General features: G+C 31.7%; 18 protein-coding genes and 1 pseudogene. 9 read left to right on the forward strand and 10 right to left on the reverse strand.

What is annotated here, in order from left to right; genetic code table 11:
* Positions 1–42: 42 nt before the first annotated feature.
* From PF021_RS00250 to hpf, 5 genes are read right to left on the reverse strand one after another with little or no spacing between them, the layout of a single operon-like run.
* A complete protein-coding gene (locus PF021_RS00250; protein ID WP_271020377.1) occupies positions 43–690 on the reverse strand; it encodes an energy transducer TonB in 648 nt (215 codons plus the stop codon).
* Positions 659–1,039: a TonB system transport protein ExbD gene (exbD, locus tag PF021_RS00255; protein ID WP_271020379.1), complete on the reverse strand. Its 381-nt coding sequence runs from the start codon at positions 1,037–1,039 to the stop codon at positions 659–661. Before exbD ends, PF021_RS00250 begins: the two co-directional genes overlap by 32 nt.
* Positions 1,036–1,461 (reverse strand): TonB-system energizer ExbB, encoded by a 426-nt coding sequence (exbB, locus tag PF021_RS00260; RefSeq protein WP_271020380.1) that lies wholly within the window; start codon positions 1,459–1,461, stop codon positions 1,036–1,038. The genes exbD and exbB overlap by 4 nt, the downstream gene beginning before the upstream one ends.
* A gap of 52 nt (positions 1,462–1,513) precedes the next feature.
* Positions 1,514–2,704, reverse strand: a complete 1,191-nt coding sequence (locus PF021_RS00265) for a polynucleotide adenylyltransferase (protein WP_271020382.1) — start codon at positions 2,702–2,704, stop codon at positions 1,514–1,516.
* Positions 2,691–3,236 carry a ribosome hibernation-promoting factor, HPF/YfiA family gene (gene hpf / locus PF021_RS00270; RefSeq protein ID WP_271020383.1) on the reverse strand — a complete coding sequence of 182 codons (546 nt, stop codon included), beginning with the start codon at positions 3,234–3,236 and terminating at the stop codon, positions 2,691–2,693. The genes PF021_RS00265 and hpf overlap by 14 nt, the downstream gene beginning before the upstream one ends.
* 168 nt (positions 3,237–3,404) lie before the next feature.
* Here hpf and PF021_RS00275 point away from each other — a divergent pair, with 168 nt between their 5' ends.
* Together PF021_RS00275 and putP are read left to right on the forward strand one after the other, a co-directional pair.
* Positions 3,405–6,914 carry a bifunctional proline dehydrogenase/L-glutamate gamma-semialdehyde dehydrogenase gene (locus tag PF021_RS00275; RefSeq protein ID WP_271020386.1) on the forward strand — a complete coding sequence of 1,170 codons (3,510 nt, stop codon included), beginning with the start codon at positions 3,405–3,407 and terminating at the stop codon, positions 6,912–6,914.
* Positions 6,901–8,376 carry a sodium/proline symporter PutP gene (gene putP, locus PF021_RS00280; RefSeq protein ID WP_271020388.1) on the forward strand — a complete coding sequence of 492 codons (1,476 nt, stop codon included), beginning with the start codon at positions 6,901–6,903 and terminating at the stop codon, positions 8,374–8,376. Before PF021_RS00275 ends, putP begins: the two co-directional genes overlap by 14 nt.
* Here putP and PF021_RS00285 read toward each other — a convergent pair.
* Both PF021_RS00285 and hisF read right to left on the reverse strand, forming a co-directional pair.
* Positions 8,363–8,791 (reverse strand): YqaA family protein, encoded by a 429-nt coding sequence (locus tag PF021_RS00285; RefSeq protein WP_271020389.1) that lies wholly within the window; start codon positions 8,789–8,791, stop codon positions 8,363–8,365. The genes putP and PF021_RS00285 overlap by 14 nt on opposite strands.
* A gap of 10 nt (positions 8,792–8,801) precedes the next feature.
* A complete protein-coding gene (gene hisF / locus PF021_RS00290) occupies positions 8,802–9,557 on the reverse strand; it encodes an imidazole glycerol phosphate synthase subunit HisF (RefSeq protein ID WP_271020390.1) in 756 nt (251 codons plus the stop codon).
* Between the two features lie 69 nt (positions 9,558–9,626).
* On the opposite strand from hisF, the gene trpS reads away from it, so the two are divergent.
* Complete coding sequence (trpS, locus tag PF021_RS00295) at positions 9,627–10,613, forward strand: tryptophan--tRNA ligase (protein WP_271020391.1); 987 nt, start codon at positions 9,627–9,629, stop codon at positions 10,611–10,613.
* Here the strand turns inward: trpS and PF021_RS00300 are convergent.
* A complete protein-coding gene (locus PF021_RS00300) occupies positions 10,605–11,549 on the reverse strand; it encodes a D-2-hydroxyacid dehydrogenase (RefSeq protein ID WP_271020393.1) in 945 nt (314 codons plus the stop codon). The two genes, trpS and PF021_RS00300, sit on opposite strands and share 9 nt — an antisense overlap.
* Positions 11,550–11,600: 51 nt before the next feature.
* Between PF021_RS00300 and argB the strand changes: the two genes are divergently transcribed.
* The 3 genes from argB to corA are packed head-to-tail and all read left to right on the forward strand — an operon-like array spanning position 11,601 to position 14,675.
* On the forward strand, positions 11,601–12,455 hold the full coding sequence (gene argB, locus PF021_RS00305) for an acetylglutamate kinase (protein WP_271020395.1): 855 nt from the start codon (positions 11,601–11,603) through the stop codon (positions 12,453–12,455).
* Positions 12,456–12,512: 57 nt separating this feature from the next.
* Entirely contained in the window at positions 12,513–13,712 is a 1,200-nt protein-coding gene (locus PF021_RS00310) for a phosphoglycerate kinase (RefSeq protein ID WP_271020397.1), read from the forward strand.
* A 9-nt stretch (positions 13,713–13,721) separates the two neighbouring features.
* On the forward strand, positions 13,722–14,675 hold the full coding sequence (gene corA / locus PF021_RS00315; protein ID WP_271020399.1) for a magnesium/cobalt transporter CorA: 954 nt from the start codon (positions 13,722–13,724) through the stop codon (positions 14,673–14,675).
* Position 14,676: 1 nt separating this feature from the next.
* Here corA and PF021_RS00320 read toward each other — a convergent pair whose 3' ends face one another.
* On the reverse strand, positions 14,677–15,282 hold the full coding sequence (locus tag PF021_RS00320; protein WP_271020401.1) for a class II aldolase and adducin N-terminal domain-containing protein: 606 nt from the start codon (positions 15,280–15,282) through the stop codon (positions 14,677–14,679).
* The gene (locus tag PF021_RS00325; protein ID WP_271020403.1) at positions 15,282–16,082 is read right to left on the reverse strand and encodes a M23 family metallopeptidase; all 801 of its coding nucleotides are present in this window, start codon (positions 16,080–16,082) and stop codon (positions 15,282–15,284) included. The genes PF021_RS00320 and PF021_RS00325 overlap by 1 nt, the downstream gene beginning before the upstream one ends.
* Before the next feature lie 190 nt (positions 16,083–16,272).
* Here PF021_RS00325 and grpE point away from each other — a divergent pair, with 190 nt between their 5' ends.
* From grpE to PF021_RS00340, 3 genes and pseudogenes are all read left to right on the forward strand, one after another.
* Positions 16,273–16,845, forward strand: coding sequence for a nucleotide exchange factor GrpE (gene grpE, locus PF021_RS00330; RefSeq protein WP_271020983.1), 573 nt, complete (start codon positions 16,273–16,275; stop codon positions 16,843–16,845).
* Positions 16,846–16,865: 20 nt separating this feature from the next.
* Complete coding sequence (gene dnaK, locus PF021_RS00335) at positions 16,866–18,752, forward strand: molecular chaperone DnaK (RefSeq protein ID WP_271020404.1); 1,887 nt, start codon at positions 16,866–16,868, stop codon at positions 18,750–18,752.
* A gap of 84 nt (positions 18,753–18,836) precedes the next feature.
* Positions 18,837–23,032: pseudogene (locus PF021_RS00340) on the forward strand (restriction endonuclease subunit S).
* Positions 23,033–23,124: the final 92 nt, after the last annotated feature.

Genomic DNA, 23,124 nt, shown 5'->3' on the forward strand with positions numbered 1-23,124 from the left:
AATGCAAATCCAATACAATTTATAAATCGCATTCTGTTTAAATCAAATTAGTTTGTATTGTATTGGTATTTGTATTGTTACATTATTTTTTGGTTGCGGGAAATATGCTCTCGCGTCCAAAATTGTCTTATGAGCTGACTTATCTAAGATACCATGACCTGATGAATCTATAATTTTTATATTTTGGACTCTGCCATCTTTTAATAATTCAAATTTTATATTTACAATGCCTGATAATTTCATCATTCTAGCTTTTCTTGGATAGTGCAGATTTTTATCTATTGCTTGTTTTATTGATATTAAAAATGGGTCATTTGTTTTGCCAAATACTAGTATCTGTGGTTCTTGTGTTGCGGTTGTAGTATTGGTGCTTGGCTGTGTTTTGGATTCTGTTTGTGCTATATTTTGTGGTGTTGGTATTGGTTCTTTTTTTCTTTTTTCTTTTTTCTTTTTGATTGGTTTTTGTATTTCTTTGATTTCTTCTATGGGTTTTATTTCTTGTGGTGTTGGTGTTGTTTGTGCTACAAATTGTGTGAGTGCGATGGATATACTTTGTGGTTGCACACCCACATTTTGTGGTAGCTTTGTATTGGCGTATAAAAGACTAAAAATAGCAATAGAATATATACCAAATGCTATGAAGAATGCTTTTAGTGTTCTATTTTTCTGTGGCGATGCTGAAGTTTTCATGTCCTTTTTCCTTTAGAATATCTATTATTTGTATAAAAGTTTGAAACTTTGCTTCCTTATCGCTTCTTAGCTCTATTAGCATTTTTCTATCGATTTGATTTATAGAATCTCTTAGCGAAATTATTGATATTTCTTTGTCGTCAAGATATATTTTATTTTCTTTATCTACTAGAATTTTTACTTTTTTCTCATCGTTTTGAGATTCGCTATTTGCACTTTGTGGTAGATCTATTTTTATCTTTCCTTGTGCGATAAATGTTGATATACTAAGGACTATTGCTAGTAAAACCAGCATAACATCTATAAATGGAACTATGTTTAGAGATTCGTTTTTTGGTATTTTTATCATTTTAGATTCTTATTTTTATATGTATTGCTAAGCAGTGTTATCTTGCGATATAGTGCATTGTATGCAATTAGCGTTGGTATAGCTACTGCTAAGCCTAGTGCTGTGGCTTTTAATGCTAAAGATAGTCCAGTCATTATCTCTTTTGTATCTATCGTTCCGCTAAGTCCCATATCATAAAATGTGATCATAATCCCAATTACCGTGCCTAGAAGTCCGACATATGGAGCATTTGAATAGATTATATATAGTGTTGTTAGATGTTTGGTAATAGAATCTTCAAAGGATTCTTGAGTGTCATAGTCATTTAAATTTATCTTCGAAAAAAACATAACTCTCTCAATAGTGAGCCATAAAGCTATAAAGCCCATAATCCCTAAAATACTGAATATTGCGTAGTCTATTGTTTCTTTTAGAAATTCCATATTTTCACCTAGTCAAAATTAAAAATTATTCTTATAATTGTATCAAGTGAAACTAAAAAATTTCTTTTATTATTTTTATTTTTTCTTGCAGTATGTGTTCTTTGATTTGTGTTGCATTTGGTGGAATTTCTTTGGATTCTATCCATTGTTTTGGGGAGTATTTTATTTTCTTAAATGCTTCTATTAGTTTATCTGTGTCTATTTTTTTTATGCTACGATATGCTTTTCTAGCTTTTAAATCTGCATTAAATAGTTTGATTTGTGAATTGAGTAGCTCTAAATTACCTTTATAAGATTCTAATAATCTAACTATGTTAGATGCTTTTAGATTTTCTATTTCTTGTATTTTTATGTGGTTTTGTATTAGAAGTAGTATATCTTTTTTTAGTCTGTTTGGGATTTGCATGTCTATTAGAGATTCTACTAGTTTTATATCATCATGTCCGTTGGAGTTTCCATAGAATCTATATATATGTGGTTTTGCTATATCATGGTATAGTGCAGATAGTTTTAGGCATAAGTTTTCATATTTTAGATTTTTTATTGTATTTATGGTGTGCAAGAATGCAGAAGCTTTCATGTGATATAGGCTACTTTCTTTTAGCGTTGTTAACTTGTAGATATTTGGAAAGATATATTCTAACACTCCAAGTTCAAATAGGCTTTCAAAGAATAAATGAGCATTTTTGTAGCTAAGTGCTGTTTCTGCTTCCTTATATACTCTGTTTGGTTCTAAGTATTTTAGTTCGTCTTTCATGTTATAGATTAGAGCTTTTGTATCTTTATGTATTTTCCACAATTGTCCAAGTTTTGCTTTGAATCTTGCTATGCGTAGCACTCTAAGTGGATCTTCTATAAATGCACTACTTGTATGTCGTAAAATTTTATTTTTTATATCATTTGCTCCACCAAAAGGATCTATTATCTCGCCACTATCTTCATCTAATGCTATAGAGTTTATTGTGAGATCCCTTCTTTTTAAATCTTCAAGCAAAGTTACATTTTCTGTATCGTATGAAAAGCCATTGTATCCATGCCCTAGCTTTGTTTCTTTTCGTGCTAGTGCAATTTGTGAGTTGTTATCTAGTAAAAATACAGGGAAACTTTTGCCAACCTTTTGTAAGTGTGAAAAATCAGATTCCTTATATCCTACTGCTACATAGTCTTTATCTTTTGATTTTATATGTAGCAGTTTATCTCTTACATATCCGCCAACTAGGTATATTTTTTTAGTAGAGTCCATATTTTCCATCTATTCTTTTATAAATAACTCTCATTTTTAAATCCTTATCATTAAATACAAAAAATTGTTGTGAGCTGCTTTTTAATCTTTCTAGTGCTTCATCTATATCAAGTGGCTTGTGTAAATCTAAATCCATTGGTACAATCTCATCTTCTTTTAGGCTTAATGCTTCATCTCTTAAAATATCAGCTGATATTATTTCTTCGCTAGGTGTAGCGTGTTTATTGTTTATTTTATCATGATATCTTCTTAGTATTTTGTGCATTCTAGAGAAGGCTAAATCGCAAGCAGCATATAAATCTTTATCTTTTTGGCTTATTACTATAGTATTTGATTTTGCAACATTGATTGTTAAATCTATTTCAAAGATTCTTTTTTTCTTCTCTTTGCCCTTTTTATCTTGATATGATATTACAACTCTATTACTTATGATGTCTAAACTATACTTCTCCAAGCTATCACTTAGTTTGTATATATAGTCTTTAATTGAATCTGTTAGCTCAAAATGTTTTGAAGTGATTGTTGTATTCATGTGTTCCTCCTAACTTCAACTTTGATTCATTGTATCATAAGTGTTACAAAAATAAATATTTTCTATCTTTATTTTAAAAATAAGCTAAAAATATTTGTAAAAATTGAATTTCAAATATTATTATTTACATAAAGTTATACTAAAAATTTACTTTTTGGGAGTTTTTATATGGAATTAGATTTAATTGATGAATCATTAAAATTCGCAGAAGAATTGCAAGGCAAGATTGAGACAAATATGCAACAAAGTGAAAAAATATTTCACAACAAAATGCAAAAATTGCTAAATAATCCAAAAAATAAAATAATGCTAATAGAGCTATTAGATCGTGCATTTAGATGTAAAGACAAATCATCGACCTTTGAGTTTATAGAGACTATTTTAAGAAAGTATGGTATTGCTGATTTTTTCACTAGCAGTGAGAAGTTTTTGCTATTTTGTTTTTTGAGTTTTGGCGGTGTAGCACCAAAACTTAGCGTGCCATTTTTTGTTAAGCATTTAAGAGATGATACAAAAGGTATGGTGTTAGATGAAAATCCAACATTTTTAGAATCTCACATAGATAAGAGAGCTAGTGAAAACATAACTTTAAATATAAATCTAATAGGCGAGGAAGTCTTAGGTGAAGATGAGAGTAATCATAGAATTGAAAAATACAAAAAAGCATTGCAGAGTAAATTTGTAACATATATTTCAATTAAAATTACAACTATCTTCTCGCAGATAAATATAATTGATTTTGAATACTCTAAAGATGAGATAGTAAAGAGGTTGAATCTTTTATACAAAATAGCACAAGAAGAGCAAGAAAGACAAGGGATCAGCAAATTTATAAACTTGGATATGGAAGAATTTAGAGATTTAGAGCTTACAGTTAGTAGTTTTATGGAGAGTATTTCAAACTTTGATATTGAAGCCGGAATCGTTCTTCAAGCATATATCCCTGATTCATTTGATTATCTACAAAAGTTATTTGCATTTTCAAAAGAGAGAGTATTAAATGGTAAAAAACCAATTAAGATAAGGTTTGTTAAGGGTGCAAATATGGAAAGTGAGGAGACTATAGCTTCTCAAAGAGGTTGGGAGCTACCTACATTTTCTAAAAAAGTAGATACAGATTCAAACTACAATAAAATGCTTGATTTTATACTAAGTGGTGATAATTACAAATACATAAACATAGGTATTGCAAGTCATAATATTTTTGAGATTTCATATGCTTATACAAAAATAAAGCACAAAAATGCATTCTCTTCATTTACTTTTGAAATGTTAGAGGGTATGAGTATGCAGTGTGCTAAGGAGATTTCCCAACTACATAAACTAATATTGTATGCACCTGTATGTGATGAATCTCATTTTAATAACGCTATTGCATATCTTGTGAGAAGGCTTGATGAGAATACTAGTGTAGATAATTTTATGAGATATTTCTTTAACCTAAAAGTAGGCGATAATGCGTGGGAAACACAAAAGAAATTGTTTTTAGAATCTTTAGATGGAATTTCCAAAATAGATTCGAAAACTCATAGGATTCAAAATAGATTACTACCACAAAAGGCTCAAAGTTCATATGATACTAAGAGCTTTTATAATGAACCTGATACTGACTTTATACTGCCACAAAATAGGCAATGGGCGAAAAATATACGACAAAAATACGAAAATATGCCATTTATGGAAGTGTTCGCAGTAGCTAAAGAAGAGCTAAAAACTAGCACAGAATCAATAACTATAAAAGAAAGAATAAATAATAAAGATATAGGCAAAATTCACCTAGCAAGCAAAGAAGATATACAAGAAGCTTTAAAAATTGCAAAAGATTCTAAATTTAGTGAAACTAACTTTAGTGAGATTCATAAGATATTGGCTAAGACCGCACAAATAATGCGAGATAGAAGGGGTGATTTAATAGGTATTTCAGCGCTTGAAGTTGGAAAGACATTTATAGAAATAGACGCTGAAGTTAGTGAGGCTATTGACTTTTTAGAATTTTATCCTCATTCTTTAGAATCTCTAATGGCACAAAATGAAAATACTACTCTTTCGCCAAAGGGTATAGGAGTTGTGGTTGCTCCTTGGAATTTCCCTATTGGAATATCAGTTGGAACTATTGCAGCACCACTAGCAGCTGGAAATAGAGTAATATATAAACCATCAAGTCTATCTTCATTAAGTGGCTATATGATATGTGAATGTTTTTGGGAGGCTGGAATCCCAAAAGATGCGTTAATTTTCATGCCAACTAAAGGTTCTTATATTTCAGAATATTTATTAAAAGATTCTTCTATTTGTTTTGCTGTGCTAACTGGAGGAGAAGAGACGGCTTATGCTATGTTAGATAGTAATCCTACTTTAATGTTAAGTGCAGAGACTGGTGGGAAAAATGCAACAATTGTTAGTAGGTTTGCCGATAGAGATCAAGCAATCAAAAATGTCATTCATTCTGCCTTTTCAAATTCTGGGCAAAAGTGTTCTGCTACTTCACTTTTGATACTAGAAGATGAGGTGTATGATGATTTGGATTTTAGAGCTACTTTAGTTGATGCAGCAAAGTCATTAAATGTTGGCAATCCTTTTGAGTTTAAAAATAAGTTAGGTGCATTAGCAAACTCCAATGATAAAAAGGCTATAAAAGCTATTAATGAGTTAGAGGGTGAGCAAGAGTGGGCATTAAAACCTAGTTTTGTCAATGATAATCCATATTTAATGACACCTTGTATTAAATATGGAGTTAGAGTTGGTGAGTTTATGCACAAAGAAGAGTTATTCTCACCTATATTATCGGTTATGAGAGCTAGAGATTTAGAAGATGCAATAGCTATTGCAAACTCTACAGGATATGGACTAACTGCAGCATTAGAGAGTCTAGATGAGCGAGAATGGGAAATTTTTACTTCTAAAATAGAAGCTGGGAATATTTATATAAATAAGCCTAGCACTGGTGCAATTGTATTAAGACAGCCATTTGGTGGGGTGAAAAAATCAGCAATAGGGTTTGGCAGAAAAGTTGGTATTTATAATTACATAACCCAATTTTTAAATGTTTCACAACACAAAACAGAAAAGAATTTGATAGATAGTAATATTTCTGAAATTTTAGAAAAATTAATGCAAACAAATCCAAATAAAGATGATTTGCGAGATTCAATTATAATGGCAAAGAGCTATGCTTATCATAAGTTAAATGAATTTTCTGTCAAAAGAGACTATGTAAATATAAGAGGTGAGGAGAATTGGTTTTATTATGAGAGTGTAAAGAATGTCGGATACTATGTGTGCAGTGAAGATTCCCTAAAAGATATGCTAGGAGTTTTGATAGCTACTCATACTTTGGGGATTCCGCTTTTTGTGTGCTATAAGGATAACAAGCATATAGAATTTTTAAAAGAAATATCATCATTAATTGGAGCTAGTGTTGGATTTGTAGAACAAAGCAAAGAGGAATTTGCACAAAATGTATCAAAATATGAGCGAATTAGGTATTTTGCAAAGCCTTGTATTGATGATGTTATCTATAAGTCATGTGCGAAGTTAGCTAAAATTATCGCTTCAAGTAAGCCACTTATTAATGGTAGATTCGAGTTGCTTTATTATGTAATTGAAAAATCACTTAGTATTTCGTATCACAGATATGGAAATCTTGGCATAAGAGGAGAGAAAAATGGTTCAAATTAATTTTGAAATTGCAACAACATTTATAGCATATTCATTGCTTATGCTTTTTATTGGATTTTATTTTTATAACAAAAATAAAAATACAGAAGACTATTTTTTAGGTAATCGTTCTATGGGACCTGTTGTATCAGCACTATCTGCTGGTGCATCTGATATGAGTGGGTGGTTGCTTTTGGGATTGCCGGGAGCTTTGTATGTTACTGGATTTAGTGAAATTTACATTGCAATAGGTTTATCAATTGGGGCATTATTAAATTGGAGCTTTGTTGCAAAGAGGCTTAGAATCTACACAAGCGTAATTGCAAATTCTATTACAATACCTGATTATTTTGAGACTAGATTCTCCGATGATAAGCATATTTTGCGTGTGTTATGTGCTATTGTTATTTTGATATTTTTTACATTTTATGTATCTGCTGGACTTGTTAGTGGTGCAAAGCTATTTGAAGCTACTTTTGGTATAGCATATGAGTATGCACTAACAACTGGAACAATCATTATCGTAGCATATACATTTCTTGGTGGATATAAGGCTGTTTGTTGGACTGATCTTATACAAGGCTTATTAATGATGGGTGCTTTAATTGTTGTGCCTTGTGCGATGATATATCATTTAGGCGGTATTGATGAGAGTATAAAAATAGTATCTGAAATTAAACCTCAAGCTTTATCCATGGGTGAGGGAGTTAGTGCTATTGCTATTATTTCAAGTTTAGCTTGGGGTCTTGGATATTTTGGGCAACCTCATATTTTAGTTAGATTCATGTCTATTCGTTCTACAAATGATATTAAAGCAGCTACTATTGTTGGAATCTCTTGGATGGTTATTTCTTTGATTGGTGCTTGTTTAATTGGTGTAATTGGGATTGCTTATGTGTATAAATTTGAGCTATCACTACAAGATCCTGAAAAGATATTTATTGTAATGAGTCAAGTATTGTTTAATCCTTGGGTTAGCGGAATCTTACTTTCTGCTATTTTGGCTGCTGTTATGAGCACGGCAAGTTCTCAACTGCTTGTATCAAGCTCTACTATTGCAGAGGATTTTTATAGAAGAATTTTTAAAACAGATGCATCAGATAAATCAATCTTAAACATAGGTAAGCTTGGCGTATTGTGCGTTGCTTGTATTGCTTTTGTGATTTCTTTTGATGAGGATTCTAGTGTTTTATCTATCGTTGCTTATGCGTGGGCTGGGTTTGGTGCTAGTTTTGGTAGTGTTATGTTGTTTTCTTTATTTTGGGAGAGAATGACTAGAGTTGGTGCAATAGGTGGTATGGTTGTAGGCGCTATTACTGTGGTGCTTTATAAAAATTATCTAGGGACTTATTTTAATTTCCCTATTTATGAGATTGTTCCGGGATTTTTAGCAGCTAGTATTACAATTATAATCTTAAGCCTACTTACAAATGTAAGAGAGGGGACAAAAGTAGCGTATGAAACAATGCTTAAGCACTTATAAAATGTATGATTAAATAATATCTTAATGTCTTGCCTAGAGTTACAAAGATAATCATTTTGGCTAGATTGCATCTTGTAATCCCTAAGGCTAGGGCGAAAATATCTCCAATAATTGGCAAGAAAGTAAAAAACGCACATAAACTTCCGAATTTTTTTGTAATATTTACATATTTTATGGCTTTTTTGATATTTTCTTTAAATCTACTATGAAGAATAAGGTTAGTACCAAAATAGCCTATGGCATATGTGCTTAGCGTTCCTAGTGTATTTCCTAATGTTGCCACTAGTAAGACTAGATATTTGTCGTATCCTAACTTTATAAACATAGCTACAAATACTTCAGAGCCTAGTGGATATAAAGAACTAGCTATAAATGATATTAAAAATAGCCCCAAGATTCCTAGATTTTCTATCATATAGGTGTTATTAGATTCGTATTTCTATGCCATTTTCTTTTAGGTATTTCTTTAGAATTTTTATATTTATTAGATCAAAGTGAAACACAGAAGCGGCTAATGCACCACTTGCACCAACTTTAAATACATCATAAAAGTCAGAATCTCTCCCAGCACCGCCACTTGCTATTATTGGTATTGTTACTATTTCATGTAGTTTTGATATTTGTTCTAAGTCATATCCATTTTGCAATCCATCGCAATCCATGCTTGTAATAAGTAGCTCTCCTGCACCTCTATCTTGTGCTTCTTGTGCCCATGAAAGTAGCTCTTTATTGGTCTTTCTTGTGCCACCATGTGTGTATATTTCCCATTTATTATTTTGATATTTTGTATCAATAGCTACAACAATACATTGAGAGCCGAATCTTTTTGCGCTTTGTTCTATTAGATTTGGATTTATTATTGCTGAAGAATTTATGCTTATCTTATCACATCCAGCATTCAATAGCTCATATATATCATCTAGTGAGCTTATGCCACCACCTATTGTTAGAGGTATAAAGATTTCTTGTGCTACTTTTTTTATTAGTTCAATTCTTGTTTTTTTACCTTCACTTGATGCACTAATGTCTAAAAAAACTATCTCATCTGCTCCATCATCATTATATTTTTTTGCCATTTCTACCGGACAGCCTGTCTCTTGCAATCCTTTAAAATTTATTCCTTTTACAACTTTGTCATTTTTTATATCTAAGCATGGTATGATCCTACTTGCTAGTGCCATATATATATCCTTGTGTTTTATTGTTATAATTCATTATATACAAAATATAAAATAAACAAAAGGAAAGATATGCAATTAAAACGAGTTTTCTCTGGGATTCAGCCCACTGGAGATATACACTTGGGGAATTATCTAGGAGCGGTTAAAAATTGGGTTGATAGAGAAAAGGAATATGATAATGTTTTTTGTGTTGTTAATTCTCATGCTATAACAATTCCACAAGACCCGAAAGTATTAAGAGAAAAAACTTACGAATTATGTGCTATGCTTCTAGCTTGTGGCTTAAAAGATTCTACTTTATTTATACAATCAGAGGTGCAAGAACACACTTCTCTTGGTTGGTTGCTTACTTGCATTACTCCTATGGGAGATTTAAATCGTATGACGCAATTTAAAGATAAAAGTCAAAAAAATCCCAAAAATATACTAGCAGGACTTTTTAATTATCCAAATTTGATGAGTGCTGATATTTTGCTTTATAAAAGTCATTATGTTCCAGTTGGTGAGGATCAAAAGCAACATATAGAATTAGCAAGAGATACTGCAATTAGGTTTAATAGGGACTTTGGAGAGACATTTATTGTGCCAGAACCACTAATACAAAAAGAAGGTGCAAGAATAATGGGACTAGATGATCCAACAAAGAAAATGAGCAAATCAAGTGGAGTTGATAAGCCAAATCACTTAATAGCCTTGCTTGACACGCCAGAGGTGATTTTAAAAAAATGCAAAAAAGCAACTACAGATTCTGAAAATAAAATACTCTTTGATAAAGATAGAGCAGGAATTTATAATCTGCTTACTATATATCAATGCCTAAGTGGAGATAGTAAAGAAAATATAGAATCAGAATTTGCAAATAAGGGCTATGGGGAGTTTAAAGTTGCATTAGCAGATTTGATTATAGAGAAGTTAAAACCAATTAGAGAATCTTATCTCAAACTTATAGATGATAAATCGCATTTAGAATCTATACTAAAAAGCGGTGCAAACAAGGCTAGAGAAATTGCAGAAAAAACCTATAAAGAAGCAAAGGAGAAAATGGGGCTAATCTAGCCTCAAAAATTCCTTTATATTGTCCAAGATTCCTTTAATTAGCTTTTTCTTGCTGTTTTCATATCCCCATGCATTATGTGGAGTTAGTAGGAGTTGGTTTGCTATTTCTTTAGAGAAAAGTGGATTATCTTCCTTTGGTGGCTCACTCTCAAATACATCTAAACCTGCGTAAAATTTCTTAACCTTTAGTGTTTCTGCTAGGTCATTTTCATTTATAATCCCGCCTCTACCGACATTTATTAGAATTGCACCTTCATGTATTAGATCTAAATTATCTTTATTTAGTAGATTTTTTGTTTTTTCGTTTAATGGAGCATGTATTGAAATTATCGAGCTTTCTTTTAATAAAGTATCTAGGTCTTTTTGTTGAAAGTCAGGATTGTTGTTATTTCCACTTGTTGAATAGTAGCTTATATATGCACCAAATGCATTTGCTAATCTTGCTACTTCTAAGCCTATTGTCCCTAAGCCTATGATTCCCCAGTTTTTACCATTTATTAATTCTAATTTTTCATCAAGGTTTGTAAAAAGTGGGTTTTGTGCGTATTTTTTACTTTTGCAATAATCATCATAATAAGGAATCTTTGCACTTAAAGCTAAAGCCATCATAAGAGTGTGTTGTGCTACACTTTTAGTGGAGTATCCAACTACATTTTTAACCTCGATTCCTAGTTTTTGTGCTGTTTGTAAATCTACATTATTTGTCCCTGTTGCTGTTATGCAGATTAATTTTAAAGAATCTTTTAGAGATTCTAAAATGTTGCTATCTAATATGACTTTATTTGTGATAATTATTGTTGCATCATTGCATCTTTGTAGTGTCTCATTTGGAGATGTTATTTCATATTCTGTATATTCTCCAAATTCACTTAGATATTGCCCAAGATTGTTATTTCCTAGGCTTTTTGCATCGAGGAATACGATTTTATGTTGCATAAACAATCCTTTAGATATAATTTATACATTCTACAACAAAAAGAGTTTAAAATGAATAATCACAAAAAAGTAGTTTCAATCCTGCTAGGCGCACTTACATATATAAAGCTTTTTCGTGGTTCTAAGATAGTTATAAAATATGGCGGTGCAGCACAGATAAATCCAGAGTTAAAAGAGCAGTTCGCACTTGATATTGTAATGCTATATATGCTTGGTATTAAGCCTGTGATAGTGCATGGCGGAGGGAAGAGGATAAATGAGCTTTTAGACTTATTAAATATAACAAGCGAATTTGTAAATGGGATTAGAAAGACAAGCATAGATGCACTAAAAATAGTAGAAATGGTTCTAAGCGGGGAGATAAACAAGGAGATTACTGCATTTTTGAACTTCCATGGAGTAAATGCAATAGGTATTAGCGGTAAAGATTCGTCGCTATTTTCTGCTGTTCCAAAGGATAATGGGAAATATGGTTACACTGGAGAGATAGTTGAGACCAAAGGAGAGGTGATAGATAAGTTATTATCAGAAGATTTAATACCAGTTATCGCTCCAATTGCATGTGGTAATGAATCTGGACATCCGGGATTTAATATAAATGCAGATAGTGCAGCTAGTGCTATTGCAGTTGCTATTAAAGCTAAGAGAGCTATTTTTCTAACAGATACAAGTGGAGTGCTTAATAAAGATGGAAAAATATATGAATCTCTTAATGCCTCAACAACTATGAAATTAGTAGAAAATGGCACTATTAGTGGAGGTATGATACCTAAAGTTGAATCTTGTCTTGCTTGTGTAAAGGGTGGAGTTGAAAAAGCACACATAATAGATGGCAGAATCCCACACTCAATATTATTAGAACTTCTAACTAGTGGTGGAATTGGCACTGAATTTATGCTTGATTGATTTTGTTGCTTAAGGCGTTTTTCGTTATTATAAATCAAAACAAAATGGGTGGAATGAATGAGTAAGAATATTCAAAAAATGCAAAATGTAAAAAGTGTAAGAGAAGTAGAAATCAAAGATAAAAGGGTGTTAATTAGAGTTGATTTTAATGTGCCTTTAGATGATGAGCTAAATATCAGCGATGATACAAGAATACGAGAAGCAATACCTACTATTAATTATTGTATCGATGCTGGAGCAAAGTCTATTATTCTTGTAAGTCATCTTGGGCGACCAAAGGGCAAGAGTGACGAGTTTTCTTTAAAAGTAATATTAAAAAGATTAGAGAGATTATTGAATAAAAATGTTGTTTTTGCTGATTTGGACAATGCTCAAGTAACGCTAAATACTCTTGTTGATGGCAGTATTATTTTGCTTGAGAATATTAGATTCTATGAAGGTGAAGAAAAAAATGATGATAATCTATCTAAAAAATTAGCAAGTTTATGCGATGTGTATGTAAATGATGCGTTTGGAACTTCTCATAGAAAGCACTCTTCCACATATGGAGTGGCAAAATATGCTAATGTAAAAGTTGCTGGATTATTGTTAAAAAAAGAAATAGATTCTTTTGCAGTTGCTTTATCGAATCCTATTAGACCTTTGCTATTAATTGTTGGTGGTTCTAAAGTGTCTTCTAAATTAACGCTTCTTACTTCAATACTTGATGTGGTAGATAAAATAGTAATCGGCGGTGCTATGAGTAATACATTTTTAAAAGCAGTAGGTTATGACATGAAAGATTCATTAGTTGAGGATAATTTACTAGAAGAGGCAAAAAACATTCTAAGAATTGCAAAAGAAAAGCATGTAAAGATATATTTGCCTGTAGATGTTGTAACTACAACAAAAGATAAAAAAGACATAAAAATTGTCCCTGCACAAGATGTTCCTGATGAGCGTATGGCAGTAGATATAGGACCTGCAACTGTTAGGTTGTTTAATGAGGTTATTAGAGATTGTGAGACTATTATTTGGAATGGTCCATTAGGTATGTATGAAGATCAAAAGTTCTCGCGTGGGACATTTAGCATATCTCATACAATAGCAGATACATACGCATATAGTGTAATAGGTGGTGGAGATACTGCAGATGCGGTAAATAGAGCAGGAGATAAAGATAGTATAAGCTTTACTTCAACAGGTGGTGGAGCATCTTTGGAGCTATTAGAAGGTGTTGTGTTACCTGCATTTGAGGTGTTAGATACTAGAGAATAGAGGCTTTTTATGCTGAATCTTTTTATAAAGCGTAATGGACTTGTTGTTAGAGAGAGCATAGCTTCTGTTAGTGCTATTAATTCTAGTGATGATATTTTGTGGATTGATCTTTTGCATCCGACTACAGAAGAGATAGCGTATATTTCTAAGACATATATGCTTGAGATGCCAACCAAAGAAGAAAGAGAAGAGATAGAAGAATCTGCTAGATATTGGGAAGATAGCGATACTATTACTATTAATACTTACTTTCTAACAAAACCAAATGAAGAAAATGTCTTTCATAATGAAACAATCACATTTCTTCTAACACATGGTATCTTATTTACTCTCAGATATAGTGAGTTTAGGATATTTGATGAGATTCAACAAAGGGTTCTTGCAAGTCCGAAATATTTTGAAGATGGATTTGACTTGATTACAAATATTTTTGAGCTAAGGGTTGAGAAAGACGCTGATATGCTAGAGAGTATAGCTAAACAAACTAGAATGCTAAGAAGGTCATTGTTTGATAAAGAATTAAGCGATGAGATACTTAGCACATTATCTCTTTTGGAGGAAATGCACTTGAGTTTGAGAGATAGTTTGTTTGATAAAAGATTGGCTATTACAGCACTTTTGAGAACCGATAAGGTAGATAGTGATTCTAAAAAGTCATTAGGAATCGTACTAAAAGATATAAACTCTCTTGTAGAGTTTGCAAATGTAAATATGAATATCCTTGATAATATACAAACATTATTTGCAAGTCATATAAATATAGAACAAAATAAAATTATTAAAATTTTCACCGTTGTTACTGTAGCTATGATGCCACCAACACTTATAGCTACTATATATGGTATGAACTTTAAACATATGCCAGAGTTAGAGTGGGCTTATTCTTATCCTGTTGTGTTGTGCACTATGATTGTTTCTACTATTTTGCCTATTTTGTATTTCAAAAAGAAAAAATGGCTCTAAACTATAAATCAAACAAATCTTGATTTTGCATACTCCCTTCTAGGAGGCTATTGAAGTGGAGTATCTTGCAGCTATTTTCTAATATGGCAACTAGTTTTGATAGTATCCGTAAATCCCTATGATATACATATACACCATAACCCTTTATTACCATTATTTTTCCGCTGTGCTCTTTGAAGTATCTGTTTATCTCTACATCAGCTCTCTCATACCATGTATCATAATCTTTTGGGTCATATACATTAAGGCTTCCTAGTAGTTTATAGCCAAAATAATCCTTTGGCAGAATCTTGTCATGGCTCAATGTATATGAGGTGGTAAATGGCGGTGTTGTGTAAGCTATATATTTTGCATTTGGTAGATTTTGGTATAGGAGAGAATGAATCTGTGCATCTATACTTGCTTCATTCCATCTATAATCCTTTTTGTGATATAGAGTTATAAAAGAATCATCTGTTAGATTGTCAAATATTGCTTCTTTTTTGTTTATTAGAAAATGACCTTCTTCTAACTTTGTGGATATTGAGCCATGAAAGATTCCTAAAAAGCCTTTTCTGAACATTGATAAAGATACAGTTTTTATTTTTTCTAAATTGTCTTTCGCCATTATTTGTCCATAAATAGTGTATTTATCTTTTGTATAAAATCTATTGGATCAACTTGTGCTCCTCTAGCTAGAATCCCAAAGTGCAAATGAGGTCCGCTGACTCTTCCACTGTTTCCACTAAGTGCTATTAAATCGCCTTTATTTACAATATCTCCTAGTTTTACTTTGATTTCACTGCAATGATAATACATGCTAAAAATTCCTTCTCCATGATCAATTACGATTGATTTTCCTGCCAAGAATCTGTCTTTTGCAATCACAACTTTGCCACTATTTGCTGCATATATTGGTGTGCCAATTTTTGCCCTAAAGTCAGTCCCACTATGATAGCTATTTACCTCACCATTAAAGATTCTAGCACTCCCATATGGACTTGTAATCACGCTCTCCATTGGGTTTATAAATGGTGAATCCCAAAATCTAGAATTAGTATAAGTTGCATAAATTTTATTTGCTTCATCTCTTTCTTTTTTTATTCTTTGTTGATTTTCCTTATTTGGTTTTGCTTTACTTTGTGCGACTACTATTTGTTCTTTTTTGTAATTTCCCTCTATTACCTTTATGCTTATATCTCCATTATTGGATATTTCTGGTTTTGTCCTATATGGTATTGTGATTATTAGAATCTTTTCATTGCTATTTTTTGGATGTTGTAGCCATTTGTATGTTCTATTGTTTATTTTTATGTTTTCTGCTTTTGTGTCTTTTGTAGTTAGGATTAGAGTTTTGCCATTTTCTACTTCGTATTCTTTTGAGATAACGAAGCTTACTAGTATTAGCATTAGTAATGTTTTTTTCATAAATTATTCCGAATCTTCATTTATTATTGCAAAGTTATCAGATTCTAGCTTAAAACTAATAGTTACACATCGATTGATTCATTAGTTGAATATTTATTTTTAGAAAAGTTTAGTTTATTTTATTAATTTAACTTGACAATAATAGACTAAAGTTATATAATTTGCTTTGTAATTTAAGTTTCATACCAATATTAAGGAGTGGAATAGAATGCAAGAACTTAATGAAGAACATTCCGAAAACAAGGAAGTGCAAGAACTTAAAACTGATGAAGCAAATAATGAGACTTCTAGTGAAGAAACAGAAGAAACCATAGAATCTTTACAGGCTAAAGTTAAAGAATTGCAAGATCAGTATTTGCGCGTTTATGCTGATTTTGAAAATACCAAAAAAAGAATGCTAAGAGAAAAAGACCAAAGCTTAGAGTATGCTTATGAGAGATTTGCAAGAGATTTATTGCCTGTTATTGATACTTTGGAGAGTGCATTAAAGAGTGTAGAAGATTCAAATAATGATGATGAAGTGGTAAAAAAGATAGGAGAAGGCGTGTCTTTAACGCTTGATAACTTATTAAAGATTCTAGTAAAGCATGGTATTGAGCCTATTGATACTCAAGGTGAGTTTGATCCAAACTTTCATGATGCAATCATGCAAGTGCCAAGCGAAGCGCATGAAGATGGGCAAATTGTAGCAGAGTTGCAAAAGGGTTATAAATATAAAGAGAGAGTTTTGCGACCATCAATGGTTAGCATTGCAAAAAATTAAACTAAAAGAAAGGATAAATTATGGCAAAAGTATTAGGAATCGACTTAGGAACAACAAATTCAGCAATGGCTGTATTTGAAGGAAATGAAGGAAAAATTATTGCAAACAAAGAAGGTAAAAATACTACTCCATCAGTAGTTGCTTTTACAGATAAAGGTGAGATTTTAGTAGGTGATCCAGCTAAAAGACAGGCAATTACAAATCCAGAAAAGACAATTTATTCTATAAAGAGAATCATGGGTTTAATGAGTAATGAAGAAAAGGCAGAAGAAGCTAAAAAAAGACTTCCTTATAAGATTGTAGATAGAAATGGTGCTTGTGCGATTGAGATTGCAGGGAAGGTTTATACCCCACAAGAAATTTCAGCAAAGATTCTAATGAAACTAAAAGAAGATGCAGAAAGCTATCTTGGAGAAGAGGTAACAGAAGCAGTTATCACTGTTCCAGCGTATTTTAACGACGCACAAAGAAAGGCTACAAAAGAAGCAGGAACTATCGCGGGACTTAATGTATTAAGAATCATTAATGAGCCTACAAGTGCAGCTCTAGCTTATGGACTAGATAAAAAGCAAGCAGAAAAGATAGTTGTTTATGACCTTGGTGGTGGGACATTTGACGTTACTGTGCTAGAGACTGGTGATAATGTTGTAGAAGTTTTAGCCACTGGTGGAGATGCGTTCTTGGGTGGAGATGATTTTGATAATGCAATTATTGATTATCTTGCAAAATCTTTTGAGGATTCAAATGGTATCAATCTAAAAAATGATGTTATGGCACTTCAAAGACTAAAAGAAGCAGCAGAAAACGCTAAAAAAGAGTTAAGTAGTGCTGCAGAGACTGAAGTAAATCTACCATTTATCACAGCAGATGCAAGTGGCCCAAAACACTTAGTAGAGAAAATTAGCAGAGCAAAATTTGAAGGATTAATTGAAAAGTATATTGATCAAACCATTGACAAGATTGATAGTGTTATTAAAGATGCAGATTTAAGCAAGAGTGATATTGCAGAAGTTGTTATGGTGGGTGGTTCTACTAGAATTCCAAAAGTGCAAGATAGAGTAAAAGACTTTATTGGCAAAGAGCTTAACAAATCAGTTAATCCAGATGAAGTTGTAGCAATCGGTGCTGCTATACAAGGTGGTGTATTAAAAGGTGATGTAAAAGATGTACTTTTACTTGATGTTACTCCGTTATCTTTAGGAATTGAAACTTTAGGTGGTGTAATGACTAAGATTATTGAGAGGGGCACTACAATTCCAGTTAAGAAAAACCAAGTATTCTCAACTGCAGAAGATAATCAACCAGCAGTTACGATTCAAGTACTTCAAGGAGAAAGGGAACTTGCAAGAGATAATAAAGTGCTAGGCAATTTTGAGCTAAGTGGAATCCCAGCAGCTCCAAGAGGTGTGCCACAAATTGAAGTTACATTTGATATTGACGCTAATGGTATTTTAACCGTTAGTGCAAAAGATAAGGCAACAGGTAAAGCTCAAGAAATAAAAATTACAGGTTCAAGCGGACTATCAGATTCAGAGATTGAAAAAATGGTAAAAGACGCTGATTTGCACAAAGAAGAAGATAGAAAGAAGAAAGAAATAATAGAAATTAGAAATCAAGCAGATAGTCTAGTGTATCAAAGTCAAAAGAGCCTAGATGAGATGAAAGATAAGATTGATTCTGCTGAAGCAGAAAAGATTCAAAATGCAATTAACGCATTACAAGAAACTCTAAAAAATGAAAATGCTTCCAAAGAAGAAATTGAAGCAAAAGTAAAAGAGCTAACAGAAGCAAGTCATAAACTAGCAGAAGCAATGTATAAAAATAATGAGCAAGGAGCAGCAAATGGCGGTGCAAATGCTCAAAATAACAAAAAAGATGATGATATAATTGATGCAGAAGTGGAGTAATCCACCTGCATATATATTTTTACTTTTAACTTCTTAACCAAATTTATATATAATCATACCTCACATTTTACAACTAGGCACACAATGATCACAAAAGAGAATTTAAAAGAAGTTTTAGAATCTTTAGGGTTTGAAAATAAAGAAGAAATTTATAGTAAGACTATAAATGAATACACGCTAAAGATTAATTTTAAAGCCAAAACTCTTCACTATCCTAAATGGGTTACAATCCACGATACAACTACTTCTAACTTCTCTCACCCTGAAAATTTTGTTGTCTTTGAATGTGTGCATAGACTTTTGGAAAAAGGCTATAAGGCAGAGCATTTAGAGCTAGAGCCAAAATGGAATCTTGGCAGAGATAAAAAAGGTGGCAAGGCTGATATTTTGGTGCGAGATAATGAAAATAATCCTTACTTAATTATTGAGTGCAAAACTACAGATTCTAAAAATAGTGAATTTGTCAAAGAATGGACTAGAATGCAAGAAGATGGCGGACAACTTTTTTCTTATCTGCAACAAGAAAGAAGTGTAAAATATCTTTGTCTTTATACGAGTGATTTTAACTCACACCTTACATATACAAGCTATATCATACAAACTTTTGATAATGAAGAATATTTAAAAGAAAAAGATATAGAGAATAAGTCTTATACAAAGGCTACAAATAACATCGAGCTTTTTACAACTTGGAAAGAAAGTTATGACTTTTACCACGAAAAGCAAGGTATTTTTGAAAGCAATATCAATGCCTATAAAATCTTAGAAACAACGCCAACTTTTGAAAATCTCAAAGAGCTTAAAGAAGAGGGAAAATATCACGAATTTGCCAAGATTTTACGCAAGCACAATATTTCAGGTAAAGAAAATGCCTTTGATAAGCTTATAAATATCTTTCTTTGCAAAATTTATGATGAAACTTTTAATAAAGATAATCTAAAGTTTGGTTATCGTGGAGTTATGGCAGATACTTATACAAGTATGCAAGATAGATTGATGTTACTTTATAAGGAGGCTATGAGTGAGTTTTTAGGCGAAAAAATTACTTTTGTTTCTAATGATGATATAGAAAAAGATTTTAAAAAGCTAAAAATAAAAGCCATAAAAGAAGCAATGCAAAATTACATCAAAGAGCTAAAATTCTACTCAAATAACGATTTTGCTTTTTTAGAAGTGCATAATAAAGAATTGTTTTTAAAAAATGCACTTGTATTGGTAGAAATTATAGAGCTTTTTGCCCCTTATAAACTCACACAAAATTCTACTAACTAATTTTTAGGCAATCTTTTTGAATTGTTTTTACAAAAAGGTATGAAGCAAGATGAAGGGCAGTTTTTTACCCCGATACAAATTTGTGAATTTATTATGTATTCTTTGCCACTAGATTCTATGTTAAAAGAAAGCACTAAGCCTCTAAAAGTTATTGACTATGCGTGTGGTGCAGGACATTTTCTAAATACTTATGCAAATGAGCTTAAACGCTATGTGAAAGAAGAAAATTTAAAAGAATATTACAAGAATATTTATGGAATTGAAAAAGAATATCGACTTTCTAAAGTATCAAAAGTTTCAAGTGCTATGTATGGACAAAATGAAATTAATATTTTATATGCAGATGCACTCTCTTCATTTGAGCTGGTAAATACCAAAAACTTTGAAGGAGAAAAGCCAAAGCCACAAGTTGAATCTCACAGCTTTGATTTGCTGATTGCTAATCCACCTTATAGCGTCAAAGGTTTTTTAGAAACTCTAAGTGCTAAGTCTAAAAAGATTTATAGTCTTTTTAGTAATGATATAAATATAGAATCAAATAATGCTATTGAATGCTTTTTTGTGGAAAGAGCAAATCAAATTTTAAAGGATAACGCCAAAGCTGCGATTATTTTACCAAGCTCTATTTTAAATAAAGACTCTATTTACAAAGCCACGAGAGAGATTCTTTTTCAAAACTTTGATTTTATTTCTATTGTCGAGCTAGGAAGCCAAACATTTGGTGCGACAGGCACAAATACGATTATTTTATTTTTACGCAAAAAAGAGACTTTTAGACAAGAAAATAGTTTTATCTCGCAAGATTATAGCTTGATTAAAGAACGTATAGAGGGTGAAAATCTAAAAGACAATGAGCACTTTTATCAAAATTATTTAAGCGCATATTGTGATTTTAGAGGATTTGATAAAGAACTTTATGAGAGTTTTTTAAATGGTAATTTAGATTCTAATCTTTTCAATTTAGATATTTTTAAAGATTATTACAATGCTTTTAAACAAACAAGTGATTATAAAAAACTAAAAGAATCTAGAGCTTATAAGGATTCCAAGGATAAAGATTTGTTAGAAAATAAAGCATTTTTAGACTATGCTTTAAATATAGAAAAAGACAAATTGCTATATTTTTCCTAAGTCTTAATCAAGAAGTGCTAATCATCAAAGCTCCAAGTGATATAAAAGAGCAAAAGAAATTTTTAGGATATGAATGGAGTAATCGCAAAGGCGATGAAGGACTAAAAGAGTTATATAGCCCCTACCTTAGCCCACTTTTTGAAAGGGATAATCCAAAAAATGAGACCAAACTTAATGCGTTAATCTACAAATCTTTTTTAAATACGCTTAATTTTATCCCAGAAGAGCTAAGAGCTTATGCCACAAAAGCAAAGCTTATTGATATGATAGACTTTGAAAAGGTGGAATTTAATAAGGCAATTAGTTTAAATCCAAAAACACAGCGACGAGAAATAAAATCTAAATATCCATTAGTTAAATTAGAGACTTGTGGGGATTTTTTTATGGGTGGAACTCCTTCAAGAAAAAATTCAAGTTATTGGAATGGGGAAATTAAGTGGCTAACAATTGGTGATTATTCTAATCATCAAGTTATTACAGATACTAAAGAAAAAATCACTCAGCAAGGCTTTAAAGATTCTAATGCAAAAATGATACAAAAAGGTGCTGTTGTTGTTTCAATCTATGCAACAATTGGAAGGGTTGGAATACTAGGTGAAAGCATGACTACCAATCAGGCGATAGTATCCATTGTTCCAAATGAGTGGTTTATTAATAAGTATCTTATGTATGCTATTGATTATTTTAAATTTCAATTATTTAACGAAACTATCACTACTTCACAAAAAAATATTAATCTAGGAATTTTACAAAATATGATTATTCCAAAACCACCGCTTGAAATTCAAAAGCAAATCGTGGCAGAGTGTGAAAAAATTGAAGAGCAGTATCATACAATCAAGACAAGTATAGAAGAGTATCAAAAATTAATTCAAGCGATTTTGTTTTATTGTGGAATTATAGATTCTATCAATCAATCACACGAAGTGCAAACCGCTAAAGGCGTCGTCGGAGTGGGGGGAGAGGTTGAGAGGGGGAAGGGAGCGACTTCGCAATTTAAGTCCCTCCATCCTCTCACAAAAGAAAGTGGCTTAGAATCTATTTTGCAAAATTTGCAAAAATTAGAATCTCAACTTGATTTTAATCTTTTGCTTGTGCTGATTGAAGAGCAAGTCAGTTATTCTAATATTTTCTTTTCTCGTCATTCTGAGGGAAGCGAAGCGACCGAAGAATCTCATAATAAAGAAAAGCAAGATTTTAACACCTTTAAAGATTTTTCTAAAACCATACAAGAGCTTTTGCAAACTCTCCCAACTCCGCCACAAAATGGCTGGGAGAGAATTTCTTTAAAGAATGAAAAATACATAGAACTTAATCCGAGTAAAAAAGAAATATCAGAGCTTGATGAAAATATGCTTGTTTCTTTTATAGAAATGGCAAGCATTTCAGATAAGGGTTATATTGAAAGCAAGGTAGATAAGCCATTAAAGGAAGTGAGAAAAGGTTATACATATTTTGTAGAAAATGATATTTTGATTGCAAAAATTACGCCTTGTATGGAAAATGGCAAATGTGCCATTGCAAAAAATCTCACAAATCATATAGGTTTTGGTAGCACAGAATTTCATATTTTTAGAGCAAAAACAGGTCTTGATAGCAGTTTCTTATTCTATAATCTAAATCAACAAAATATAAGAGAAAAAGCAGCTCTTGCTATGACTGGAGCAAGTGGACACAAAAGAGTTCCTATAAGTTTTTATGAAAATCTTACAATCCCACTCCCACCGCTAGAAGTGCAAGAAAAAATTGTTCAAACTATTGAAGCAGTGGAGAATCAAATTTCTTTTGTGGATTCTAAACTTGCTCGCCTAGAATCTCAAAAAGAAGTTATTCTTAAAAAATATTTAGAGGCAGATAACGAGAGAGAGAACAGGTAGAGATTAAAGAAATCTTAAATCTTATCTCTCTTCTTCAGGCTTATAGAATCTTATTGCAATACTACACTACGAATATTTTGCGGGTGTGTGGA

Origin of the sequence: Helicobacter ibis (assembly GCF_027859255.1) — a bacterium.
In the GTDB taxonomy this organism is placed as follows: Bacteria; Campylobacterota; Campylobacteria; order Campylobacterales; family Helicobacteraceae; genus Helicobacter_D; species Helicobacter_D ibis.